The sequence below is a fragment of the Pseudomonas sp. Q12-87 genome, assembly GCF_001269755.1.
Classification (GTDB): Bacteria; Pseudomonadota; Gammaproteobacteria; order Pseudomonadales; family Pseudomonadaceae; genus Aquipseudomonas; species Aquipseudomonas fluorescens_S.
Window position 1 is genome coordinate 20879 of the sequence record NZ_LHVI01000035.1, and the last position, 18898, is coordinate 39776.

An 18898-nucleotide genomic window follows, 5' to 3' on the forward strand; every position below is an offset into this window, starting at 1 on the left:
TAGGGTCTGCTTCGCAGCCCAGCGGGAGCAAGCTCCCTCGCCACAGGATAGCGACGCAAAGTAGATCGGTGGAAGGTGCAAACCATGCATAACCCCTGCGCCATCATCCCGGTCTACAACCACGAAACCGCCGTCTCGGCTGTGGTCCAGGCGCTGCTCGCCAATGGCCTGCCCTGCGTGCTGGTGGACGATGCCAGCAGCCCGGCCTGCGCCGCCGTGCTTGATCGGCTGGCCGAGGGCGAGCGGGTTCACCTGGTCCGGCTGGCGGTCAACCAGGGCAAGGGTGGCGCAGTGATGACCGGCTTGCGAGAGGCTTCGCGCCTGGGCTTCAGCCACGCCTTGCAGGTGGACGCCGACGGCCAGCACGACCTTGGCGACGTAAAGGCCTTCATCGAACAATCCCGTGCCCACCCTGACGCGGTGATCTGTGGTTATCCCCACTACGACGCCAGCGTGCCGAAAGGTCGCCTGTACGCACGCTACCTGACCCACGTCATGGTCTGGATCAACAGCCTGTCCCTGCAGATTCGCGATTCCATGTGCGGCTTTCGGGTCTATCCCCTGCCGCCAACCCTGGCGCTGATCGACTCGGCCAATATCGGCAAGCGCATGGATTTCGATTCGGACATCCTCGTGCGCCTGGCCTGGCGCAATCAGCCGATGCATTGGCTGCACACCCGTGTCCACTACCCCCAGGACGGCGTATCGCACTTTCGCCTGTTCCACGACAACGTCCTGATCTCCAGCATGCACACCCGGTTGTTCTTCGGCATGCTGGCGCGTTTCCCCCTGATTCTCTGGCGACGGTGGCGAGCATGAGCCTTCAGGCCGACAAGCAACACTGGGCCGACCGCCAGGAACGCGGCAGCTTCTGGCTGATGAAACTCACGGCAATTGCCGCCAAAGTGCTGGGCCGACGGTTGCTGAGCCCGGTGCTGTACGGCATCGTCCTGTACTTTTTCATTTTTGGTCGCAGCGCTCGCCGAGCCGCCTGGCAATACCAGCAGCGCCTGGCTGACTGGAGCGGCCGCGCCGAGTTGCGCCCGACCCGCTGGCGGGTGTTCGGGCAGTTCATGGCATTTGCCGACTCACTGCTCGACAAGCTCGACGTCTGGAACGGCAAGCTGAGCATCGAGCAGATCGAAATCGTCGATACCGCGCTGCTGCGCAATCATCTTCGCGATGCGCGCGGGCAAATGCTGGTGGGCGCGCATCTGGGTAACCTGGAAATGTGTCGGGCGCTGGCAGAGTTGGGCGAGAAAGTGACCATGAACGTGCTGGTGCACACCAAGCACGCCGAGCAGTTCAATCGCTTGCTGGGCGAAGCCGGCGCCACGCACCTGCGGCTAATCCAGGTCAGCGAGCTGAACCCGGTGATCATGCTGCAACTGAGCGAACGCCTGGAGCGCGGCGAGTGGCTGGCGATTGCCGGCGACCGCGTGCCGCTGCACGGCGGGCGCAGCGTGACCGTGGATTTCATGGGCCATCCGGCTGCATTCCCCCAAGGCCCCTGGCTGATGGCCGGCCTGCTCAAATGCTCGGTCAATCTGCTGATGTGTCTCAAGCACGAGGGCCGCTATCGCGTCACCCTCGAGCCCTTCGCCGATGCCGTGACATGGAAACGCAACGACCGCGAACAAGTGATCGCCCACTGGGCCGGCCGCTATGCCGAACGCCTGGCGCAGTACTGCCTCCAGGGCCCACAACAGTGGTTCAACTTTTACCCTTTCTGGAAGACCGATGACGATGCCCACTCTTGAGCCGGTAACCTTCGGCGAACGCCCCTTGCACATCGAAGATGTGCTGGCCCTGGCCAACCGCCAGGCACCGACGCAGTTGCAGGATGATCCGGCGTTCCGCCAACGCATTGCCAAGGGTGCGCAATTCCTCGACTCCTTGCTGGACAAGGAAGGCGTGATCTACGGCGTGACCACCGGCTACGGTGATTCCTGCGTAGTGGCCGTGCCGTTGCACCACGTCGAGGCCTTGCCGCGTCATCTGTATACGTTCCATGGCTGCGGGCTGGGCAAGCTGCTGGACGCCCAGGCCACGCGCGCGGTACTGGCCGCGCGCTTGCAGTCGCTGTGCCATGGCGTGTCCGGGGTGCGGGTGGAATTGCTGGAGCGGCTCCAGGCCTTCCTCGAACATGACATCCTGCCGCTGATCCCGGAAGAAGGCTCGGTGGGCGCCAGCGGCGATCTGACGCCGCTGTCCTATGTCGCCGCCACGCTGTCCGGCGAGCGAGAAGTGATGTTCCGCGGCGAGCGCCGCTTGGCCGCCGATGTGCATCGTGAACTGGGCTGGACCCCGCTGGTGCTGCGGCCCAAGGAAGCCCTGGCGCTGATGAACGGCACCGCCGTGATGACCGGCCTGGCTTGCCTGGCCTTCGCCCGGGCCGATTACCTGCTGCAACTGGCGACCCGCATCACTGCGCTGAACGTCGTTGCCCTGCAAGGCAATCCGGAACACTTCGACGAGCGCCTGTTCGCCGCCAAGCCGCACCCGGGGCAGATGCAAGTCGCCGCGTGGCTGCGCAAGGACCTGGCCATCGACGCGCCGACCGCGCCGCTGCATCGCCTGCAGGATCGCTATTCCCTACGCTGCGCGCCCCATGTGCTTGGCGTATTGGCCGACAGCTTGAACTGGCTGCGCTCGTTCATCGAAACCGAACTCAATAGCGCCAATGACAACCCGATCATCGACGCCGAAGCCGAGCGCGTGCTGCACGGCGGGCATTTCTACGGCGGGCACATCGCCTTCGCCATGGACAGCCTGAAAAACCTGGTGGCCAATGTCGCCGACCTGCTGGACCGGCAGCTCGCGCTGCTGGTGGACGAGCGCTACAACCACGGCCTGCCGAGCAACCTGTCCGGCGCCAGCGCCGAGCGGGCGATGCTCAACCATGGCTTCAAGGCCGTGCAGATCGGCACCAGCGCCTGGACCGCCGAAGCGCTGAAAAACACCATGCCGGCGAGCGTGTTCTCGCGCTCCACCGAGTGCCACAACCAGGACAAGGTGAGCATGGGCACCATCGCCGCCCGGGATGCGATCCGTGTGCTGGAACTGACCGAGCAAGTCGCCGCCGCCACGCTGCTGGCCGCCAACCAGGGCGTGTGGCTGCGCAGCCGCGCCGAAGACGCACGCCCCTTGCCGCCGGCCCTGGCCGCCATGCACGCGCAACTGGCCGAGGACTTCGCGCCGGTCATCGAAGACCGCGCCTTGGAAGGCGAACTGCGCCTGTGCCTGCAACGCATCGCCGAGCAACACTGGAGGCTGCATGCGTAGCCAAGGCGTGTTGCATGTCGAGACGCAGATCGTGGTGCCGTTTTTCGACGTTGATTCGATGAACGTGGTCTGGCATGGCCACTACGTCAAATACCTGGAAGTGGCCCGCTGCGCCTTGCTCGATCACATCGGCCATAACTACACCGACATGCTCGAATCCGGCCATGCGTGGCCGGTGATCGACCTGCAACTGCGCTACGTGCGCAGCGCCGTGTTCGGACAGGCGTTGATCGTACGTGCCAGCCTGGTGGAATGGGAGAACCGGTTGAAGATCAACTACCTGATCAGCGACGCCGCCACCGGGGAACGGCTTACCCGTGCCAGTTCAGTGCAAGTGGCCGTGGACGTCGCCAGTCGCGAAATGCTGCTGGCCTCGCCGCGGGTATTTGTCGAAGCCGTTGAAAGGAAGTTGCCATGAAGCGCCTGTGTGTCTGGCTGTTGCTGTGCGGCCTGGTGCCCTTGGCCCAGGCGTTCGACCTGCAACAGCTGAGCGACCAACTGGCCCGCCCGGAGGTGATCCACGGGCAGTTCATCCAGGAAAAACACCTGCGCGCCCTGCCCCAGCCCCTGACCAGCAAGGGCCGTTTCGTATTGGCGAAAAACCACGGCCTGCTCTGGCTGTTGCAGACGCCGTTGCAACAGGACTATCGCATCACCGCCCAAGGCATCGCCCGACGGGACGGCAGCGCCTGGCAGATGCTGCCGAACAAGAGTGCCGGCGCCGAACAGAACCGGTTGTTCCTGGCCGTATTGCAGGGCGACAGCAGTGGCTTGCAGCGGGACTTCGAACTGAGCCTGGCGGGCGAGCCGCAGCAGTGGAAGCTCACCCTGACCCCGCGCTCGGTGCTGCTCAAACAGGTCTTCAACCAGATCAACATCGACGGCGGCGAACTGGTGCAACGCATCGAACTGCTGGAAACCCAGGGCGACAGCACGGTCCTGCGCATGCAAGACGCTACCCGCGCGCAACCCTTGAGCGAAGCGGAGCAACATGATTTTGCCGAGTGAACGGATGCTGCCCCGGCTGTTCCTGATCCTGCTGCTGGCCGTGCTGGCGCTCGCCGGCTGGCAATGGCGCAACGGTGCGCCGCTGTCGGCCAACCTCATGGAGCTGGTGCCGGGCACCTCGCCCGATGCCTTGGAGCTCGTCGCCGAACAGCGCATGCAGGAGCCACTCAATCGCGAGGTGTTGGTGCTGGTCGGTCATGCGGACCGCCAACAAGCCATCGCCCTGGCGCAAACCCTGGGCGAGCAATGGCAAGCCAGCGGTTTGTTCGACAAGGTCCAGTGGACATTGCAAGCCGACTTGCCGGCCCTGCGCACGCAACTGCTCAACGGGCGGCTGGCGATGCTTTCGGCGGCGGACCGCCAGCAATTGATCGACCAGCCCCAGGCGTTCATCCAGCAACGGGTGCAGGCGCTGTTCGATCCGTTCACCGGCTTCAGCCTGGTGCCGAACCAGGACGACTGGCTGGGCCTGACCGGGCGTATCCAGAACAGCCAGCCACAACGCGGCGCGATACAGCTGGACGTGGGCAGCGGTGCGTTGATAGCCGATGCCGACGGCAAAAGCTGGGTCATGCTGCGCGCCCGCGCCCAGGGCACCGCGTTCGACATGAACCTGCCGCTGCAAGTGGCCGAGCTGCTGCAACGCAGCCGTGATCAGGCGGAGCAGGCCCAAGGGCAACTGCTGGCCGCCAGTGGCTTGCTCTATGCCGCCAGCGGCCAGCAACAGGCTTCGCGGGAAATTACCTGGGTCGGCGGTGGCGCGACGGTCGGCATCTTGCTGCTGCTGTTGCTGGCCTTCCGGCGCCTGCGGGTGTGGCTGGCGTTCGTGCCGGTGTTGGTGGGCATGCTGTTCGGTGCAGTGGCGTGCGTGGCGCTGTTTGGCCGCATGCACGTGATGACCTTGGTACTGGGTTCCAGCCTGATCGGCGTGGCGGTGGATTACCCCCTGCATTACCTGTCCAAGAGTTGGAGCCTCAAGCCGTGGCGCAGTTGGCCGGCCTTGCGCCTGACCCTGCCAGGGCTGAGCCTGAGCCTGGCGACCACCTGCATCGGCTATCTCGCCCTGGCCTGGACACCATTCCCGGCGCTGACCCAGATCGCGATATTTTCTGCCGCCGGGCTCGTCGGTGCCTACCTGACGGCCGTCTGCCTGCTGCCGGCGCTGCTCAAGGGCGCCGACTTGCGTCCGGCCCAGTGGCCGCTGCGCCTGTGTGAAAACCTGCTCAAGGTGCGCGAGGCGCTGCTCACGCGGTTGCCTACACCCGTGCTGCTGGTATTGCTGCTGGCCTTCTGCGCGGGCGGGCTCTGGCACCTGACCACGAAAAACGATATCCGCCAATGGATCGGCACGCCCCAGCACCTGACCGATGAAGCCCGGGACATCGCCCGCATCACCGGATTCCAGCCCACCAGCCAGTTCTTCCTGATCCGCGCCGCCAATCAGGCACAACTGCTTGAGCGTCAGACAGCCCTCAATGAACGGCTCGACCAGTTGATCGGCCTGGAAAGACTCCAGGGCTACCTGTCGCTGAACCAATTGGTCAGCCCACCGGCCGAGCAACAGAAAGTGCGTGAAGGCCTGGCCCGGTTGCCGACGTTCTGGCAACCGCTGTTGGACCTGGGCGTGCCGGTCGCCGCGCTGCAAGCGGAGCTGGCGCAACTGCAGGCGTTGCCGGTGCAAGACATCGATGCCGCGTTGACCGGGCCCTTGGCCGAGCCGTACCGCACGCTCTGGCTCGGACCGAACGCACAAGGCGTGGCCGCCACGATCAGCCTGCAAGGCCTGAACGATGCCGCGCTGCTGCGGGTGCAGGCGGTGGACTTGCCGGGCGTGCAACTGGTGGATCGCCTGGGGGACCTGAACCGGATCTTCGCAGCTACCCAGGTCAGCGCCGCCGAACTGAAACTGGCCTCCTGCGTGCTGATTGTGCTGGTGCTGATCTGGCCGTTCGGCGTCGGCGCCGCCCTGCGCATTGTCGCCCTGCCGCTGCTGGCCGCGTTGTGCAGCCTGGCGAGCCTTGGCTGGCTGGGCCAGCCCTTGACGCTGTTCAGCCTGTTCGGCCTGCTGCTGGTAACGGCCATCGGCGTCGATTACGCCATTCTCATGCGCGAGCAAATCGGCGGCGCCGCCGTGAGCCTGCTGGGCACCCTGCTGGCGGCGGTCACCACCTGGCTATCGTTCGGCCTGCTGGCGCTGTCCAGCACACCGGCGGTGAGCAACTTCGGCCTGGCGGTGAGCCTGGGGCTGGCCTTCAGTTTCATGCTGGCGCCGTGGGCCGGACGCCAGGCACACGCGCCTGTCGTGCAGGAGGCTCTGCAATGATGGTCCCGGTGTTCTGGCTCATGGCCTTGGGATTGTTCGCGGCGGCAACATTCGTGGGTCGCCGTTTCGGGCTGATCCCGATTGTCAGTCAGTTGCTACTGGCGACGTTCGGCCTGCCGCTGCTGATGTATTTCTGGATCGAGCCGGGCTGGCAGCTCAGCGGTGCGCAACTGGTGTCGCCGGTGTGGTTGAAGAATTTCTACAGCCTCGCATTTGCGCTGTTGCTGGGGCACATCCTCAGCGACGTGATCGACCTGCGCCTGGACCGCCAGAGCATGAAGATCGCCCTGCCAAGCTTCATCGTTCCATTTGCCTGCGGCCTGGCGACGGCGTTCTGGCTGCTGCCGCCCCAGCCGTGGATCAGTTCCCTGGCGGTGGGCCTGCTGTTCGCAATCACAGCGATACCGGTGCTGTACCTGTACTTGCGCCATATCGACTACCCGCCCGCCGCCACTCGGCGACTGGTGCAAACGGCGATCCTGATCGACCTGACCTGCTGGAGCCTGTTCGGCCTGGCCCAGGGCAGCCTCCATCTGAGTAGCCTGCTGCTGCCGTTGGCCGGCGCCTGCGTGCCGTTGCTGCTGCGCCTGGTTGGCCTGCGCCAGCCATTGCTGCACAGCGGCGTATTTTTTGCCCTGCTGGTGGTGGCCGAGCATTACCGGCTCAACGCACTGATCGTCGGAATCGGCTACCTGTTGTGCATGGCCGCGCTCAAAGTGCCGTTGAAATTGCCGCTCAACGCCGCCTGGATGCAGGGTTTGCAGACGTACCTGGCGATCCCGCTGATCCTGACGTTCGGCATCGTGCAGATCAACGTCCACAGCGCCCTGAACAGCTTCAACGGGGTGCAACTGGCGGCATTGCTGCTGTTGCCCATTGCCAGCAAATTGCTCGGCAACTGGCTGGGGCTGGGTTGGGCCGGCGCATCCTTCGCGGGCGCCAGCCGCTGGCGTGAAAGTGTCTTGCTGAATATTCGCGGTTTGAGTGAAATCGTCTTCCTCAACCTGCTATTGCAACAACAGCTCATCAGCCCGGCGTTGTATTTCATGCTGATGCTGATGGGTTTGATCGCAACACTGCTACCGGCCGTGGCCGGTTTCCACCGTATTCCCTCGATTGCCGTCCCGGCCAGGAGCTCAAGTGCCAAGCGTTGAAATGGAAAGTCGCCAGGTCGTCATCATCGGTGCGGGCCCCTCCGGCGCCATCGCCGCCGCGTTGCTCAAGCGCAAGGGCCACGATGTGTTGGTCATCGAGCGCCAGCATTTTCCCCGGTTCTCCATCGGCGAAAGCCTGTTGTCCCATTGCCTGGACTTCGTCGAAGAAGCCGGCATGCTCGAGGCCGTGAATGCCGCCGGGTTCCAGCGCAAGAACGGCGCCGCATTCGCCTGGCGCGAGCGCTACAGCGCCTTTGATTTCGGCGACACCTTCAGCCACGGCAAACCCACGACTTTCCAGGTGCAGCGCGCCGACTTCGACAAATTGCTGGCCGACCAGGCCGCGCTGCAAGGCGTGGAGATCCGTTATGGCGAAGCTATCGCCAGCGCCGATTTCACCCTCGCCAAGCCGCAACTGGGCGTGCAGCGTGAAGACGGCAGCGAATACCGCGTGGAAGCCGACTTCGTGCTCGACGCCAGCGGCTATGGCCGGGTCCTGCCGCGCCTGCTCGACCTTGAGGCGCCGTCGAACTTCCCAGTGCGCCAGGCGGTGTTCACCCACATCGAGGATCGCATCGACGCGCCGACTTTCGACCGCGAAAAGATCCTCATCACCACCCACCCGAGCAAGCGCGATGTGTGGTTCTGGACCATTCCCTTCAGCGGCGGACGCTGTTCGGTGGGCGTGGTCGCGGCGGCGGAACACTTCGCCGGCCGCACCGATGACCTCGACGCCTGCCTGCGTGGTTTCATCGACGAAACCCCAAGCCTGGCCGAAGTGTTGAAGAACGCCGTGTGGGATACCCCGGCGCGGACCATCGGCGGCTACTCGGCCAATGTCAAAACCCTGCATGGCCCTGGCTTCGCCCTGCTGGGCAATGCCGCGGAGTTCCTCGACCCGGTGTTTTCCTCCGGCGTGACCATCGCCATGCGCTCGGCAAGCATGGCCGCTGGCGTGCTGCACCGTCAGTTGCAAGGCGAAAGCGTGGACTGGCAAAGCGAGTTCGCCGCCCCCCTCAAGCGCGGCGTAGATACCTTCCGCTGCTATGTCGAGGGCTGGTACGCCGGGACTTTCCAGGACGTGATTTTCTATACCGAAGGTTCGGATGATATCCGCCGCATGATCAGTTCGATCCTGGCCGGTTACGCCTGGGACGAGCGCAACCCGTTCGTCAGCGAACCCAAGCGGCGCCTGCGCATGCTTTCGGAAATCTGTGCGAGCCCGGCATCATGAGTGCCCTGCGATGAGCTACCTGAGCGACAACTACGTCGAAGAGACGCGCTTCGGCTTCTGGTTCCTGCGCAGCCATACGTGGCAGCACCATGTGCTGCGCGTGGCGATCAATGACCTGCGCAGTCTGTTCAGCCATCCGCTGCCGGCCAACCCAGTGTTGCTGGATGCCGGCTGCGGCCAAGGCAAGTCATTCCAATACCTGCGCCAGGCGTTCGCGCCGAAAAGCCTGATCGGGGTGGACGCCGACCCTCATAGCCTCGAACTGAGCGCTGGCGAAGCCGCACGCCAGGGCATCACGGTGGAACTGATCGGCAGCGACTGCGCACAATTGGCCGTGCCGGATGCCAGCGTCGATCTGCTGTTCTGCCATCAGACTTTCCATCACCTGGTGGAACAGGAAAAAGCCCTCGCCGAGTTCTACCGTGTACTCAAGCCCGGCGGCTACCTGATGTTCGCCGAGTCCACCGAAGCCTACATCGACACCTGGGTGATCCGCTGGCTGTTCCGCCACCCCATGCATGTACAAAAAAGTGCCGCGCAATACCTTGAGATGATCCGCAGCGAGGGTTTCGAGTTCGAGGCGCGCAACGTGTCCTACCCGTACCTGTGGTGGAGCCGCGCCAAGGATTTCGGCTTGCTGGAACGCCTTGGCTTGCGCCGGCCCAAACCGTTTGGCGAGCGCGAGGAAACCCTGGTCAACGTGGTGGCCCGCAAGCCACTCGAAGGGGCCGCCGAATGATCCGTAGCCTGCTGATCGGCTGCCTGCTGCTGCTTGGCGCCTGCGCCAGCCAGGCGCCACTGCCCGAGCGCACACCGACCCTGGCGCTGCCCATGCAATTGCACATCGAACGAAAACTCGACGGCCAGCGCCAGGACTGGTTGCTGGTAATCCAGCGTGAAGAGGCCAGCATCCGCTGGTCGATGATGGACCCGCTGGGCATTCCCGTGGCCCGCCAGCGCCTGGTCGACCGCCAGTGGCAGGCCGACGGCCTGTTACCGCCCAACGCCGAAGCCCGGGAGCTGTTCGCCGCGCTGCTGTTTGCCCTGACCCCCGAAACCGAACTGCCGGGCAATTACCCAAGCGCCCGACAACAGGCCTCGCAACGGACCCTCGATACGCGTTGGCAGGTACGTTACGAGCGGCCGTTGGACTTCGAAGTAAGCCTGCCCGAAGGCCCGCATTACCGCATCACATCGTTGACCGAGAGCGCCCCATGACCGCCTACCTGAATGCGCTCGGGGTGATCTGTGCCCTGGGCCGCGACAAGCGCACCGTTGCGCGCAACCTGTTTGCCGGCGACTGCTCGGGCGTGCGCATCGAAGACAGCTGGGTGGCCGAGCGAACGTTGCCGGTGGCCTCGGTGTCAGGCGAACTCGCCAGCATCCCGCAAGGACTGGAGGCGCAGCGCAGCCGCAATAATCAATTGCTGCTGGAAGCAGGGCTGCAGATTCGCGCCGAGATCGATCAGGCCATTCAGGCATACGGCCGTGCCCGCATCGGCATCGTACTGGGCACCAGCACTTCGGGCATCGATGAAGCCAGCCATGGCATTGCCCATTACTTGCGCGAACAGCGTTTCCCCGACGGCTACGACTACCAGCAGCAGGAACTCAGCGCACCGGCCAATTTCCTGTCCGATTGGCTCGGCCTGAGCGGCCCCTCCTACGTGATTTCCACCGCTTGCACTTCCAGCGCCAGGGCGTTGATGAGCGCCCGCCGCCTGCTGGATCTGGGTCTGTGCGATGCCGTGCTCTGCGGTGGCGTCGACAGCCTGTGCAAGCTGACGCTCAACGGTTTCTCCGCCCTGGAAGCGGTGTCGAGCGATCGCTGCAACCCGTTTTCAGTGAATCGCAGCGGCATCAATATTGGCGAAGCAGCGGTGCTGTTTCTCATGAGCAAGACACCCTCTGAAGGCACACCGATTGCCTTGCTGGGCGACGGCGCCAGTTCCGACGCCCACCATATTTCCGCCCCTGAACCCAGTGGTCGCGGCGCCCGCCAGGCCATGGAAAAAGCCCTGCACTGCGCAGGCCTGGCGCCCGGCCAGATCGACTACCTGAACCTGCACGGCACCGCCACGCAACACAATGACGCCATGGAAAGCCAGGCGGTGGCCGGTCTGTTTCCGGCAGGTGTGCCGTGTTCATCCACCAAGCCCATGACCGGCCATACCCTCGGCGCAGCCGGGGCGCTGGAAGCCGCGTTCTGCTGGCTGGCGCTGAGCTGCGAAAACCCCGCCCGGGCGCTGCCACCCCACGTCTGGGACGGCCAGGCCGATCCTGGGCTGCCGGCATTGGATTGGGTAACGGCCAAAACCCGCCTGGACCCGACATCGCCGCGTCGCCTGATGAGCAACTCGTTTGCCTTCGGCGGCAACAACGTCAGCCTGATAATCGGAGACGCCCCATGATTGACTGGCCGCTCGCCGAGCTGCTGCCCCACGCAGGCGATATGATCCTCATCGACCGGATCCTGGCGTTCGATGACGAGCAGATCCATACCCAGGCCACGGTCAAACCCGGTGGTTTGTTCAACCGTGAGGACGGCGCGCTGCCGGCCTGGGTCGGCATCGAGTTGATGGCACAGAGCGTCGCGGCGTTTGCCGGTTGCCATGCGCGCCAACGCGGTGATGCCGTGGAGCTGGGCTTTTTGCTCGGCACGCGCAAGTTCGAATGCAACGTCGAATGTTTTCCGGTCGGCACTGAACTGACCATCCACGGCGTGCGTTCCCTGGAAGACGACAACGGCATGGGCGTGTTCGAATGCCACATCAATGCCCCCGGCATCCATGCCACGGCCCGGCTGAACGTGTTCCGCCCACCCCAGGCCGCCCAATACCTCAACGATAAACCGCAACAGGAAACCCGCCATGACTGAATCCGTACTGGTCACCGGCTCCAGCCGTGGCATCGGTCGCGCCATCGCCCTGCGCCTGGCGCAGGCCGGGCATGACATTGTGTTGCACTGCCGAAGCGGCCGCGCCGAGGCCGAAGCCGTCCAGGCGCAGATCCAGGCCCTGGGCCGCAACGCCCGGGTGCTGCAATTCGATGTGGCCGACCGTGCCGCCTGCAAGGCCATTCTCGAAGCCGATGTCGACACCCATGGCGCCTATTACGGCGTGGTGCTCAACGCCGGCCTGACTCGTGACGGCGCCTTTCCGGCCTTGAGCGAGGACGACTGGGACACGGTGATGCGCACCAACCTCGACGGTTTCTATAACGTGCTGCACCCGGTGATGATGCCGATGATTCGTCGTCGCGCCGCCGGACGGATCGTTTGCATCACCTCGGTTTCCGGCCTGATCGGCAACCGCGGCCAGGTCAACTACAGCGCCTCGAAGGCCGGTTTGATCGGCGCGGCCAAGGCATTGGCAATCGAGTTGGGCAAGCGCAAGATCACCGTCAATTGCGTCGCGCCTGGGCTGATCGACACCGCCATGCTCGATGAAAACGTACCCGTGGAAGAACTGATGAAAATGATCCCCGCCCAGCGCATGGGCACGCCTGAAGAGGTGGCTGGCGCGGTGAATTTCCTGATGTCCGCCGAAGCTGGCTACATCACTCGGCAGGTCTTGGCCGTCAATGGAGGCTTGTGCTGATGAAGCGCGTTGTCGTCACCGGCATGGCCGGCATCACCTCGGTGGGCAGCGACTGGGACACCATCGCCGCGAACTTCGCTGCCAACCGCAGCGGTATCCGGCGCATGGCTGAGTGGGACCGCTTTACCGAGCTGAACACCCGCCTGGCGGGGCCTATCGACGATTTCCTGGTCCCGGCCCATTGGACGCGCAAGCAACTGCGCAGCATGGGCCGGGTCTCGCGCCTGGCGGTGGGCGCGGCGGAACAGGCCCTGGCCGACGCCGGCCTGCTGGGCGACGCGTCGATCAAGGATGGGCGCATGGGCGTGTCCTGCGGGTCGTCCACCGGCAGCACCGACGAGATCAAGGCCTTCGGCAACATGCTGCTCAACAGCGTGGCCGAAGGGCTGAACGCCAACTCTTATGTGCGGATGATGCCCCACACCACAGCGGCGAATATCAGCATTTTCTTCGGCCTGACCGGGCGCCTGATTCCCACCTCCAGCGCCTGCACCAGCGGCAGCCATGGCATCGGCTACGCCTACGAGGCGATCAAGTTCGGCCGCCTGCCTTTGATGCTTGCCGGCGGTGCGGAAGAACTGTGCCCGACCGAAGCGATGGTCTTCGATGCGCTCTACGCCACCAGCTTGAAAAACGATGCGCCGCAAACCAGCCCGCGTCCCTACGACAAGGACCGCGATGGCCTGGTGATCGGTGAAGGCGCCGGCATGCTGGTGCTCGAAGAACTGGAGCACGCCCTGGCGCGTGGCGCGCATATCCATGCCGAAATCGTTGGCTTTGGCAGCAACGCCGATGGCCAGCACGCCACCCGGCCAGAACTGGGCACCATGCGCCGGGCCATGGAGCTGGCCCTGGAAGACGCCGGCCTCGAGCCTGCCGCCATCGGCTACGTCAACGGCCACGGCACCGCCACCGAACAGGGCGATATTGCCGAAACCCTGGCCACCAGCAGCCTGTTTGGCGAACGCATGCCCATCAGTTCGCAGAAGAGCTTCCTCGGCCATACCCTGGGTGCCTGCGGGGCGTTGGAGTCCTGGTTCAGCATCGAAATGCTCAACCGCGACCTCTACGTGCATACCTTCAACCTCGACGAGGTGGACCCCCAATGTGGCAAGCTCGATTACCTGCGCAATGAATTCAGGTCGATGAGCAACGAATACGTGATGAACAACAACTTCGCCTTTGGTGGGGTCAACACCTCGCTGATTTTCCGCCGCTGGCACTGAATCGGATTCAAAACCCCGTACCCTCGTCAAGGAGACCATGATGTCGTTGAAGAAGATCGCCGTAACCGCCGCCCTGTTGCTCAGCACCCTGCCGACCCTCAGCCAGGCTCGTGATACCGCCCTGTACCTGCCGTTCGACAAAGTCGTCGCCGAAGCCATCCGCACCGGCAAGATCGACGGCAGCGTGAAGTTCTACCTGGCCGGCAACAAACCGGCCGGCACCGTCACCGTGATCAGCCCGGGTGCCGTGACCAACAAGAAAACCAACGCGTTCAACAAGTCCGATGAAGTGGCTTGCGAATGGGTGCTGCAATCGGCCCTGATCACCCTGCACCAGGCCGCCAAGAATGCGGGCGCCAACGCCGTCACCAACATCGTCAGCTTCTACAAGAGCAACGAGCGCAAAGACCCTACCACCTACGAATGCCACGCCGGCGCGATCATGGCGGGCGTTGCGTTGAAAGGGGACTTGGCGAAGGTGCAATAAGCCCGACCGCTATCGCAAGCAAGCTCGTTCCCACAGGGGACCTGTGTCGAACACAGATTCCTTGTCCGCTGAAAGTCCAGTGTGGGAGCGAGCCTGTTCACGAAGAGGCCGTCACATCCAACATCCTTGCAAGCCAAACCACCGCTATCGCGATCAAGCTCGCGCCCACAGCAATTGTGGTTCCGCAGGCCTGTAGCGTCCTGGCGGAAGGAATTTTCATACCCTTGCCGGCACCGTTGCGTGCGGTATCTATGTACCACCTCGCCTTCGCCTTTTTTCAATAGGTTGTCTCTTCCAAACAATTTCTCAGGAAGAGAACATGCCGCAAGACAACCCGCTACAGGCCGCCAGCGCCACAGACCCAAGCGCCCTGCTGATGCATCAGCTGAAGGCCTCGCAGCAGCAAATGATCCGGCTGAACGACGCCGTCCCACGCTTCTCGAAGGTAGCGACGCGACATCTGGATTACTGGCTCAAGAGAGCTTTCCCCGCCCTATCGGGCCAGTTCACCCTCAACGAAATACTCGTCTGCCGGCTGCAAACCGGCGATGGACCCGCGTCGCAGCGAACGGTAATGGACACGGTCGCCCTCGACACACTTTTCTGGCGCTCGGTCGCCGGTAAGGTGAATGCGCGAGAGCTCTTCGACGATTTGGCCAATATCAATATCGTCACGAACAAAGACGATGCCACGCAGATGCCGATGGCCCTCAATAGCCTTGAAGCAAAAGCGGCAATCAAACAACTCATCAGCACTTCACCCGTTGTGCATGAACAACTGCTGACAGGCGCACTGGATGATTTCTGGAACAAGCCGCCCGATTTCAGCCCGAACCTCAACATCAACGATTGGCTGACTTTTGAACTGGGCATGCAACTCAAGGCCCAGGCGGATCTTCATCGGGTGGACGGAACGCTGAGCCTGCCGATGCACAAGGCGGTGACGGACCATGCGCTGTCGGGGCTGGACGCGGCGTCTCGCGCGAGGATGCCCGACAGCGATCGGCCTGGGGTGTACAGCCTGGAAATTACTCCCAAAGGGTGGTGGGCCAGCGTATCGATGCCGGCAGCCGTTGCGCTGACCCGGCATGACCGTGTCGAGGACTCGGGAAGCGCGGTGCTATATAGGCCGGGTAATCCGCTGCGAGTGTACGAAGACTTGGCGGCACTCAAGGCCAGTCTGGCGGAGGATGAAGACAGCGCTGTGGACGCGGTGAATCTCACACCCATTTCCGAAGACTTCCTCGCCCGCCTGGTCATGGACTTGCGATCAGTGCAAAAAACAGCCGTGGCCGAGGCAATGCTGAACGGTCCGGCAGAAGGCGAGGACATCACTGCCTGGATCGCCAGGGTGGACACTGCGGCAGACGTCGGGCAAAGGCTGGACCTGGCGGGCGCCATGGACGAGCGCGCGTTACGGTTGTATCAGAAAAAACTCGACGACTGGCTGCGCGGCAATCCCAACGTCACTGGCAATGATCGCGTGGCCTGGTGGCGGGCGGTGCAAGACCTGCAATTCACCACGGTGGATGCGCCACCATTGCCGGACCCGGTGACACTGGCCACCCCTGAGGCCATTGCGGACCGCACCCGCACGTTGCTCGCCGGTTTCATCAAGGATAAATACGCCCCGGTCGATCCTGATTCGGTGTCGCTGAGTATTCGCAAGCAGATCATCGACCCCAACGCGCCGACGGGCGAGTCGCCATTTGGCTCCGGGGTAGCGCTGGGCAAGGCGCAGGCAATGTATGAAGACCGCCGTTCCATGACCGAGTGGGCGATGTCCAACCTGACGCCGGACGAACGCAATGCGGCTCACACGACCGTCGAAGGGCCGTTGTCCTTCGCGCAGATTGTCGAAGTCATCGAACGGGCGAACGTCGGCGCCCGGCTACCGGCCGCAGTGCAGGTCGCGGCCCGGGAGCGCCAGGCAGAATGGATGCTGCTGAAGGCCAGGCAAATGCGTGCGCAGGCATGGGCAGCCCATATCTCAGGCGACTTTACGCAAGACAAGGACAACACCGGGCTGAACCTGGTGCTCTCGGCACTCGACAGTCCGGCCCCCGAGGATCGCCGCAAGGTCAATGGGCACGAGGTGGTGGTCCGACAGATTCAATGGGGCGATAGCGTGTTGAAAGAGCTGCTGGCCTTCGGGGTCAAAACCTTCGCCAGCCGGCCCTCGTTGACGCTGTACACACCTGGTGCGCCGGACGGCAAAATGTTCAGGGACATAGACGCCGGAAGCGACCGGGAGCTGGAAGCCGCCCTGGTAAAGACGCTCACGGCTTCGCTGGAAATGACCCGCTGGTTGATTGCGCAATTGCCCTTGATGGAGCAGGCCGATCAGCTTTCCAGCCTGGTGCCTGCATCGGAAAACCTGACACTCAACGAGAAAATCAAGAAAGTCACGCAGCCCACCCTCTCGTGGATAAAACACCGGGTACAGGATGATTTCGCCTTGAAAGTCGGGTCCCCGGTGGTTAAAGGCAACCTGCTCAAAACGCTGCACGAGACGCAAATCAGCCACGCGCTCAAGACAGTTGATGCACTGACAGTAACAAACGCCGAACGCAACAGCGCGGCAGCCCAGGAGGGGCGCAGGAATGGTGTCGCGTTGCTGACGGGCGCGATGGCCATGTTTTATGCCGGCCGCCTGGGCGGGGTACTCGGGCGCGCGATACTGCCCGTTATGGCCGGTGGCGCCGCGGTGTCGGCAATAAAAGACGAGGGCGGCAGTTTCAGCCAGTGGACGAGCGATTTCATCAGTGGGCTGGGTGAAGTCCTGGTAGAGGCCGGACAGGACTTGATCATGGCTCGCGCGGCACGACGCCGGGGCGACACTCGACCCCAACTGTCTCCCCTGCTCCGCATGCCTGATCCGGAACTCGGGCCATTCCTTTTAAGAGGCTTTGACGGCAAGGGGCTGATTCCCGAAGGTCGCAACCTGTTCAGGGACGCGAACGGGCAAGGTTACTTGAAGCTGGAAAATGACTACTGCAAAACCGCAGTGCAAGAAAGCCAGCGGATTATCTATTCGCCAAACAACCGTACCCACCAGCGGACCGTGACGTGGAAAAACGGTCGCTGGCAGATCGAGGCGCCGCAACGGTTGCTCGGTGGCGGAATCGTACAGAGCCTATTGAATCGGACCCCGGAAACGTCGCAGCAGAGGACTTACAACGCATTGCTGGAAGGCGTGCTGGTCGATCATCATTGGCCTTCTTGGGAAGTGATGAATACGGCAAGAAGTGTCATCCATACGATGCCCGGTGAACTGGCCGAACGCATCCTGCACGAGAGCATGAATGACCTCGGCGTCAACGACATCGACACCTATCGCTCGCTCTTGAGTCAAATCAACAGGCGCCTGCGAGGCCTCGCCCACCATAAAATCGCCCACGAAAAATTGCTTTATAAATTCAACGTCTGGCAGGCCATCGATTACTGCACCAAAGACATCGACTCACAGGTACGGGGGATCCAGCTTACTTCCGCCCAGAAAATAAAAATATTCGACATGACCCTGCCGCTCAAGAAAGAGCTTTTCGACAACGAGGGTAACTTCAAGATGATGATGTCCTCGTTGCCGGATAACCTTACCGGCGCGTTATTCATCACCATCATTCCCGACCAGGGAAAAAAGAAAGCGGCGATGACTAAGATCCAGAACGACATCAACGACGTGGTCAAAGCAGCGGAGAAGCGAGTCTGGGCAGAGCTGGGCGCTCTGTATTCGGGGGAGGGGCCCGAAGTTGAAGCCGCCAGGAATAAGTACAAAGCGACGCCCGAAAACTTCTTGGAATACAAAAAGAACAAGCTCAGCGCCTTCAGGGACGAGATGAAGAAACGGCACAAGCCCGGCCTGCTGACAGAACTGCGCAGTAACAGGATTCCCTACGTCATTGCCAACAGGGGCAAGTCGCAACGAAAAACCCTGCTGGTGACGGGAGAGGACATTAGCAACTTCACGAAAGACCTCTCGAACTACGACGCCTTCGATATCGAGGTCGTGACCCAGGTCCGGACGAAAAAGGTTCCCGGCAAGTCGCCCACCACCAGTACCCCTCCGGCCACCGCGCAGGCGTCGATTGCCACCGATAAATTCACGGTGAGCCTCAGCACACTGGCTGAAACCCAGATGTCTTATGACAACTTCCCCGAAGCAGCCAGGGCCAAGATCACCGAAATCATGGATGACATCCGAGCCGGCCGGGCCACGACAAAACGCATCAACAAATATTACTGGTACGACATGGCCCAGCTATCCCCCGGCAGCGGCAGAGGCGCATGGCGCGCTGCGTTTGAACGCAAGGGCGATACTTGGGTGCTTCAAGGGTTTTACGACTACCACGCGAATAAACCTGCGACGGTCTGGGAAGGCTAAGTGGAAAAATAAAGGATCGAGGTGAGCACCGATTGCCACGGCAAGCGCCGCCCCCCACACGGATAATTCTGAATATGCGGCGCCAGCCGTGGCAGCGATCCTCAAACCGCTTCACCTGCCACCGAAAAACCAAATAGAGAAAGCGGAGTACGCAATTTCGGAAACGTCCCACAACAAGGTGTTGAGCTTCGAGCTACG

The 18898-nt window shown here is 62.8% G+C and carries 16 protein-coding genes; all 16 read left to right on the forward strand.

What is annotated here, in order from left to right:
* Window positions 1–84 precede the first annotated feature (84 nt).
* The 16 genes from AD663_RS25645 to AD663_RS25720 all read left to right on the forward strand — a co-directional run bounded on the left by AD663_RS25645 (window position 85) and on the right by AD663_RS25720 (window position 18700).
* A complete protein-coding gene (locus AD663_RS25645) occupies window positions 85–819 on the forward strand; it encodes a glycosyltransferase family 2 protein (RefSeq protein WP_053214752.1) in 735 nt (244 codons plus the stop codon).
* Complete coding sequence (locus AD663_RS25650) at window positions 816–1760, forward strand: glycosyl transferase (protein ID WP_003186565.1); 945 nt, start codon at window positions 816–818, stop codon at window positions 1758–1760. The genes AD663_RS25645 and AD663_RS25650 overlap by 4 nt, the downstream gene beginning before the upstream one ends.
* A complete protein-coding gene (gene hutH / locus AD663_RS25655; RefSeq protein WP_003186566.1) occupies window positions 1741–3285 on the forward strand; it encodes a histidine ammonia-lyase in 1545 nt (514 codons plus the stop codon). Before AD663_RS25650 ends, hutH begins: the two co-directional genes overlap by 20 nt.
* Entirely contained in the window at window positions 3278–3703 is a 426-nt protein-coding gene (locus AD663_RS25660; RefSeq protein ID WP_053214753.1) for a thioesterase family protein, read from the forward strand. The genes hutH and AD663_RS25660 overlap by 8 nt, the downstream gene beginning before the upstream one ends.
* A complete protein-coding gene (locus AD663_RS25665; protein ID WP_053214754.1) occupies window positions 3700–4293 on the forward strand; it encodes an outer membrane lipoprotein carrier protein LolA in 594 nt (197 codons plus the stop codon). Before AD663_RS25660 ends, AD663_RS25665 begins: the two co-directional genes overlap by 4 nt.
* Window positions 4277–6616, forward strand: coding sequence for an MMPL family transporter (locus AD663_RS25670; RefSeq protein WP_053214755.1), 2340 nt, complete (start codon window positions 4277–4279; stop codon window positions 6614–6616). The genes AD663_RS25665 and AD663_RS25670 overlap by 17 nt, the downstream gene beginning before the upstream one ends.
* Window positions 6613–7770 carry a hypothetical protein gene (locus tag AD663_RS25675; protein WP_053214756.1) on the forward strand — a complete coding sequence of 386 codons (1158 nt, stop codon included), beginning with the start codon at window positions 6613–6615 and terminating at the stop codon, window positions 7768–7770. The genes AD663_RS25670 and AD663_RS25675 overlap by 4 nt, the downstream gene beginning before the upstream one ends.
* Window positions 7757–9004, forward strand: a complete 1248-nt coding sequence (locus AD663_RS25680) for an NAD(P)/FAD-dependent oxidoreductase (protein WP_053214757.1) — start codon at window positions 7757–7759, stop codon at window positions 9002–9004. Before AD663_RS25675 ends, AD663_RS25680 begins: the two co-directional genes overlap by 14 nt.
* A gap of 10 nt (window positions 9005–9014) precedes the next feature.
* Entirely contained in the window at window positions 9015–9743 is a 729-nt protein-coding gene (locus AD663_RS25685) for a class I SAM-dependent methyltransferase (protein WP_003186572.1), read from the forward strand.
* Window positions 9740–10222 (forward strand): DUF3261 domain-containing protein, encoded by a 483-nt coding sequence (locus AD663_RS25690; protein WP_053214758.1) that lies wholly within the window; start codon window positions 9740–9742, stop codon window positions 10220–10222. Before AD663_RS25685 ends, AD663_RS25690 begins: the two co-directional genes overlap by 4 nt.
* Entirely contained in the window at window positions 10219–11415 is a 1197-nt protein-coding gene (locus AD663_RS25695) for a beta-ketoacyl-[acyl-carrier-protein] synthase family protein (protein ID WP_053214759.1), read from the forward strand. The genes AD663_RS25690 and AD663_RS25695 overlap by 4 nt, the downstream gene beginning before the upstream one ends.
* Window positions 11412–11882, forward strand: a complete 471-nt coding sequence (locus tag AD663_RS25700; protein WP_053214760.1) for a hotdog family protein — start codon at window positions 11412–11414, stop codon at window positions 11880–11882. Before AD663_RS25695 ends, AD663_RS25700 begins: the two co-directional genes overlap by 4 nt.
* Window positions 11875–12603 carry a 3-oxoacyl-ACP reductase FabG gene (gene fabG, locus AD663_RS25705; RefSeq protein ID WP_003186576.1) on the forward strand — a complete coding sequence of 243 codons (729 nt, stop codon included), beginning with the start codon at window positions 11875–11877 and terminating at the stop codon, window positions 12601–12603. Before AD663_RS25700 ends, fabG begins: the two co-directional genes overlap by 8 nt.
* Window positions 12603–13829 (forward strand): beta-ketoacyl-ACP synthase, encoded by a 1227-nt coding sequence (locus tag AD663_RS25710; protein ID WP_003186577.1) that lies wholly within the window; start codon window positions 12603–12605, stop codon window positions 13827–13829. Before fabG ends, AD663_RS25710 begins: the two co-directional genes overlap by 1 nt.
* A 40-nt stretch (window positions 13830–13869) precedes the next feature.
* A complete protein-coding gene (locus tag AD663_RS25715; RefSeq protein WP_003186578.1) occupies window positions 13870–14316 on the forward strand; it encodes a hypothetical protein in 447 nt (148 codons plus the stop codon).
* A gap of 319 nt (window positions 14317–14635) precedes the next feature.
* On the forward strand, window positions 14636–18700 hold the full coding sequence (locus AD663_RS25720; RefSeq protein WP_003186579.1) for a dermonecrotic toxin domain-containing protein: 4065 nt from the start codon (window positions 14636–14638) through the stop codon (window positions 18698–18700).
* Window positions 18701–18898: the final 198 nt, after the last annotated feature.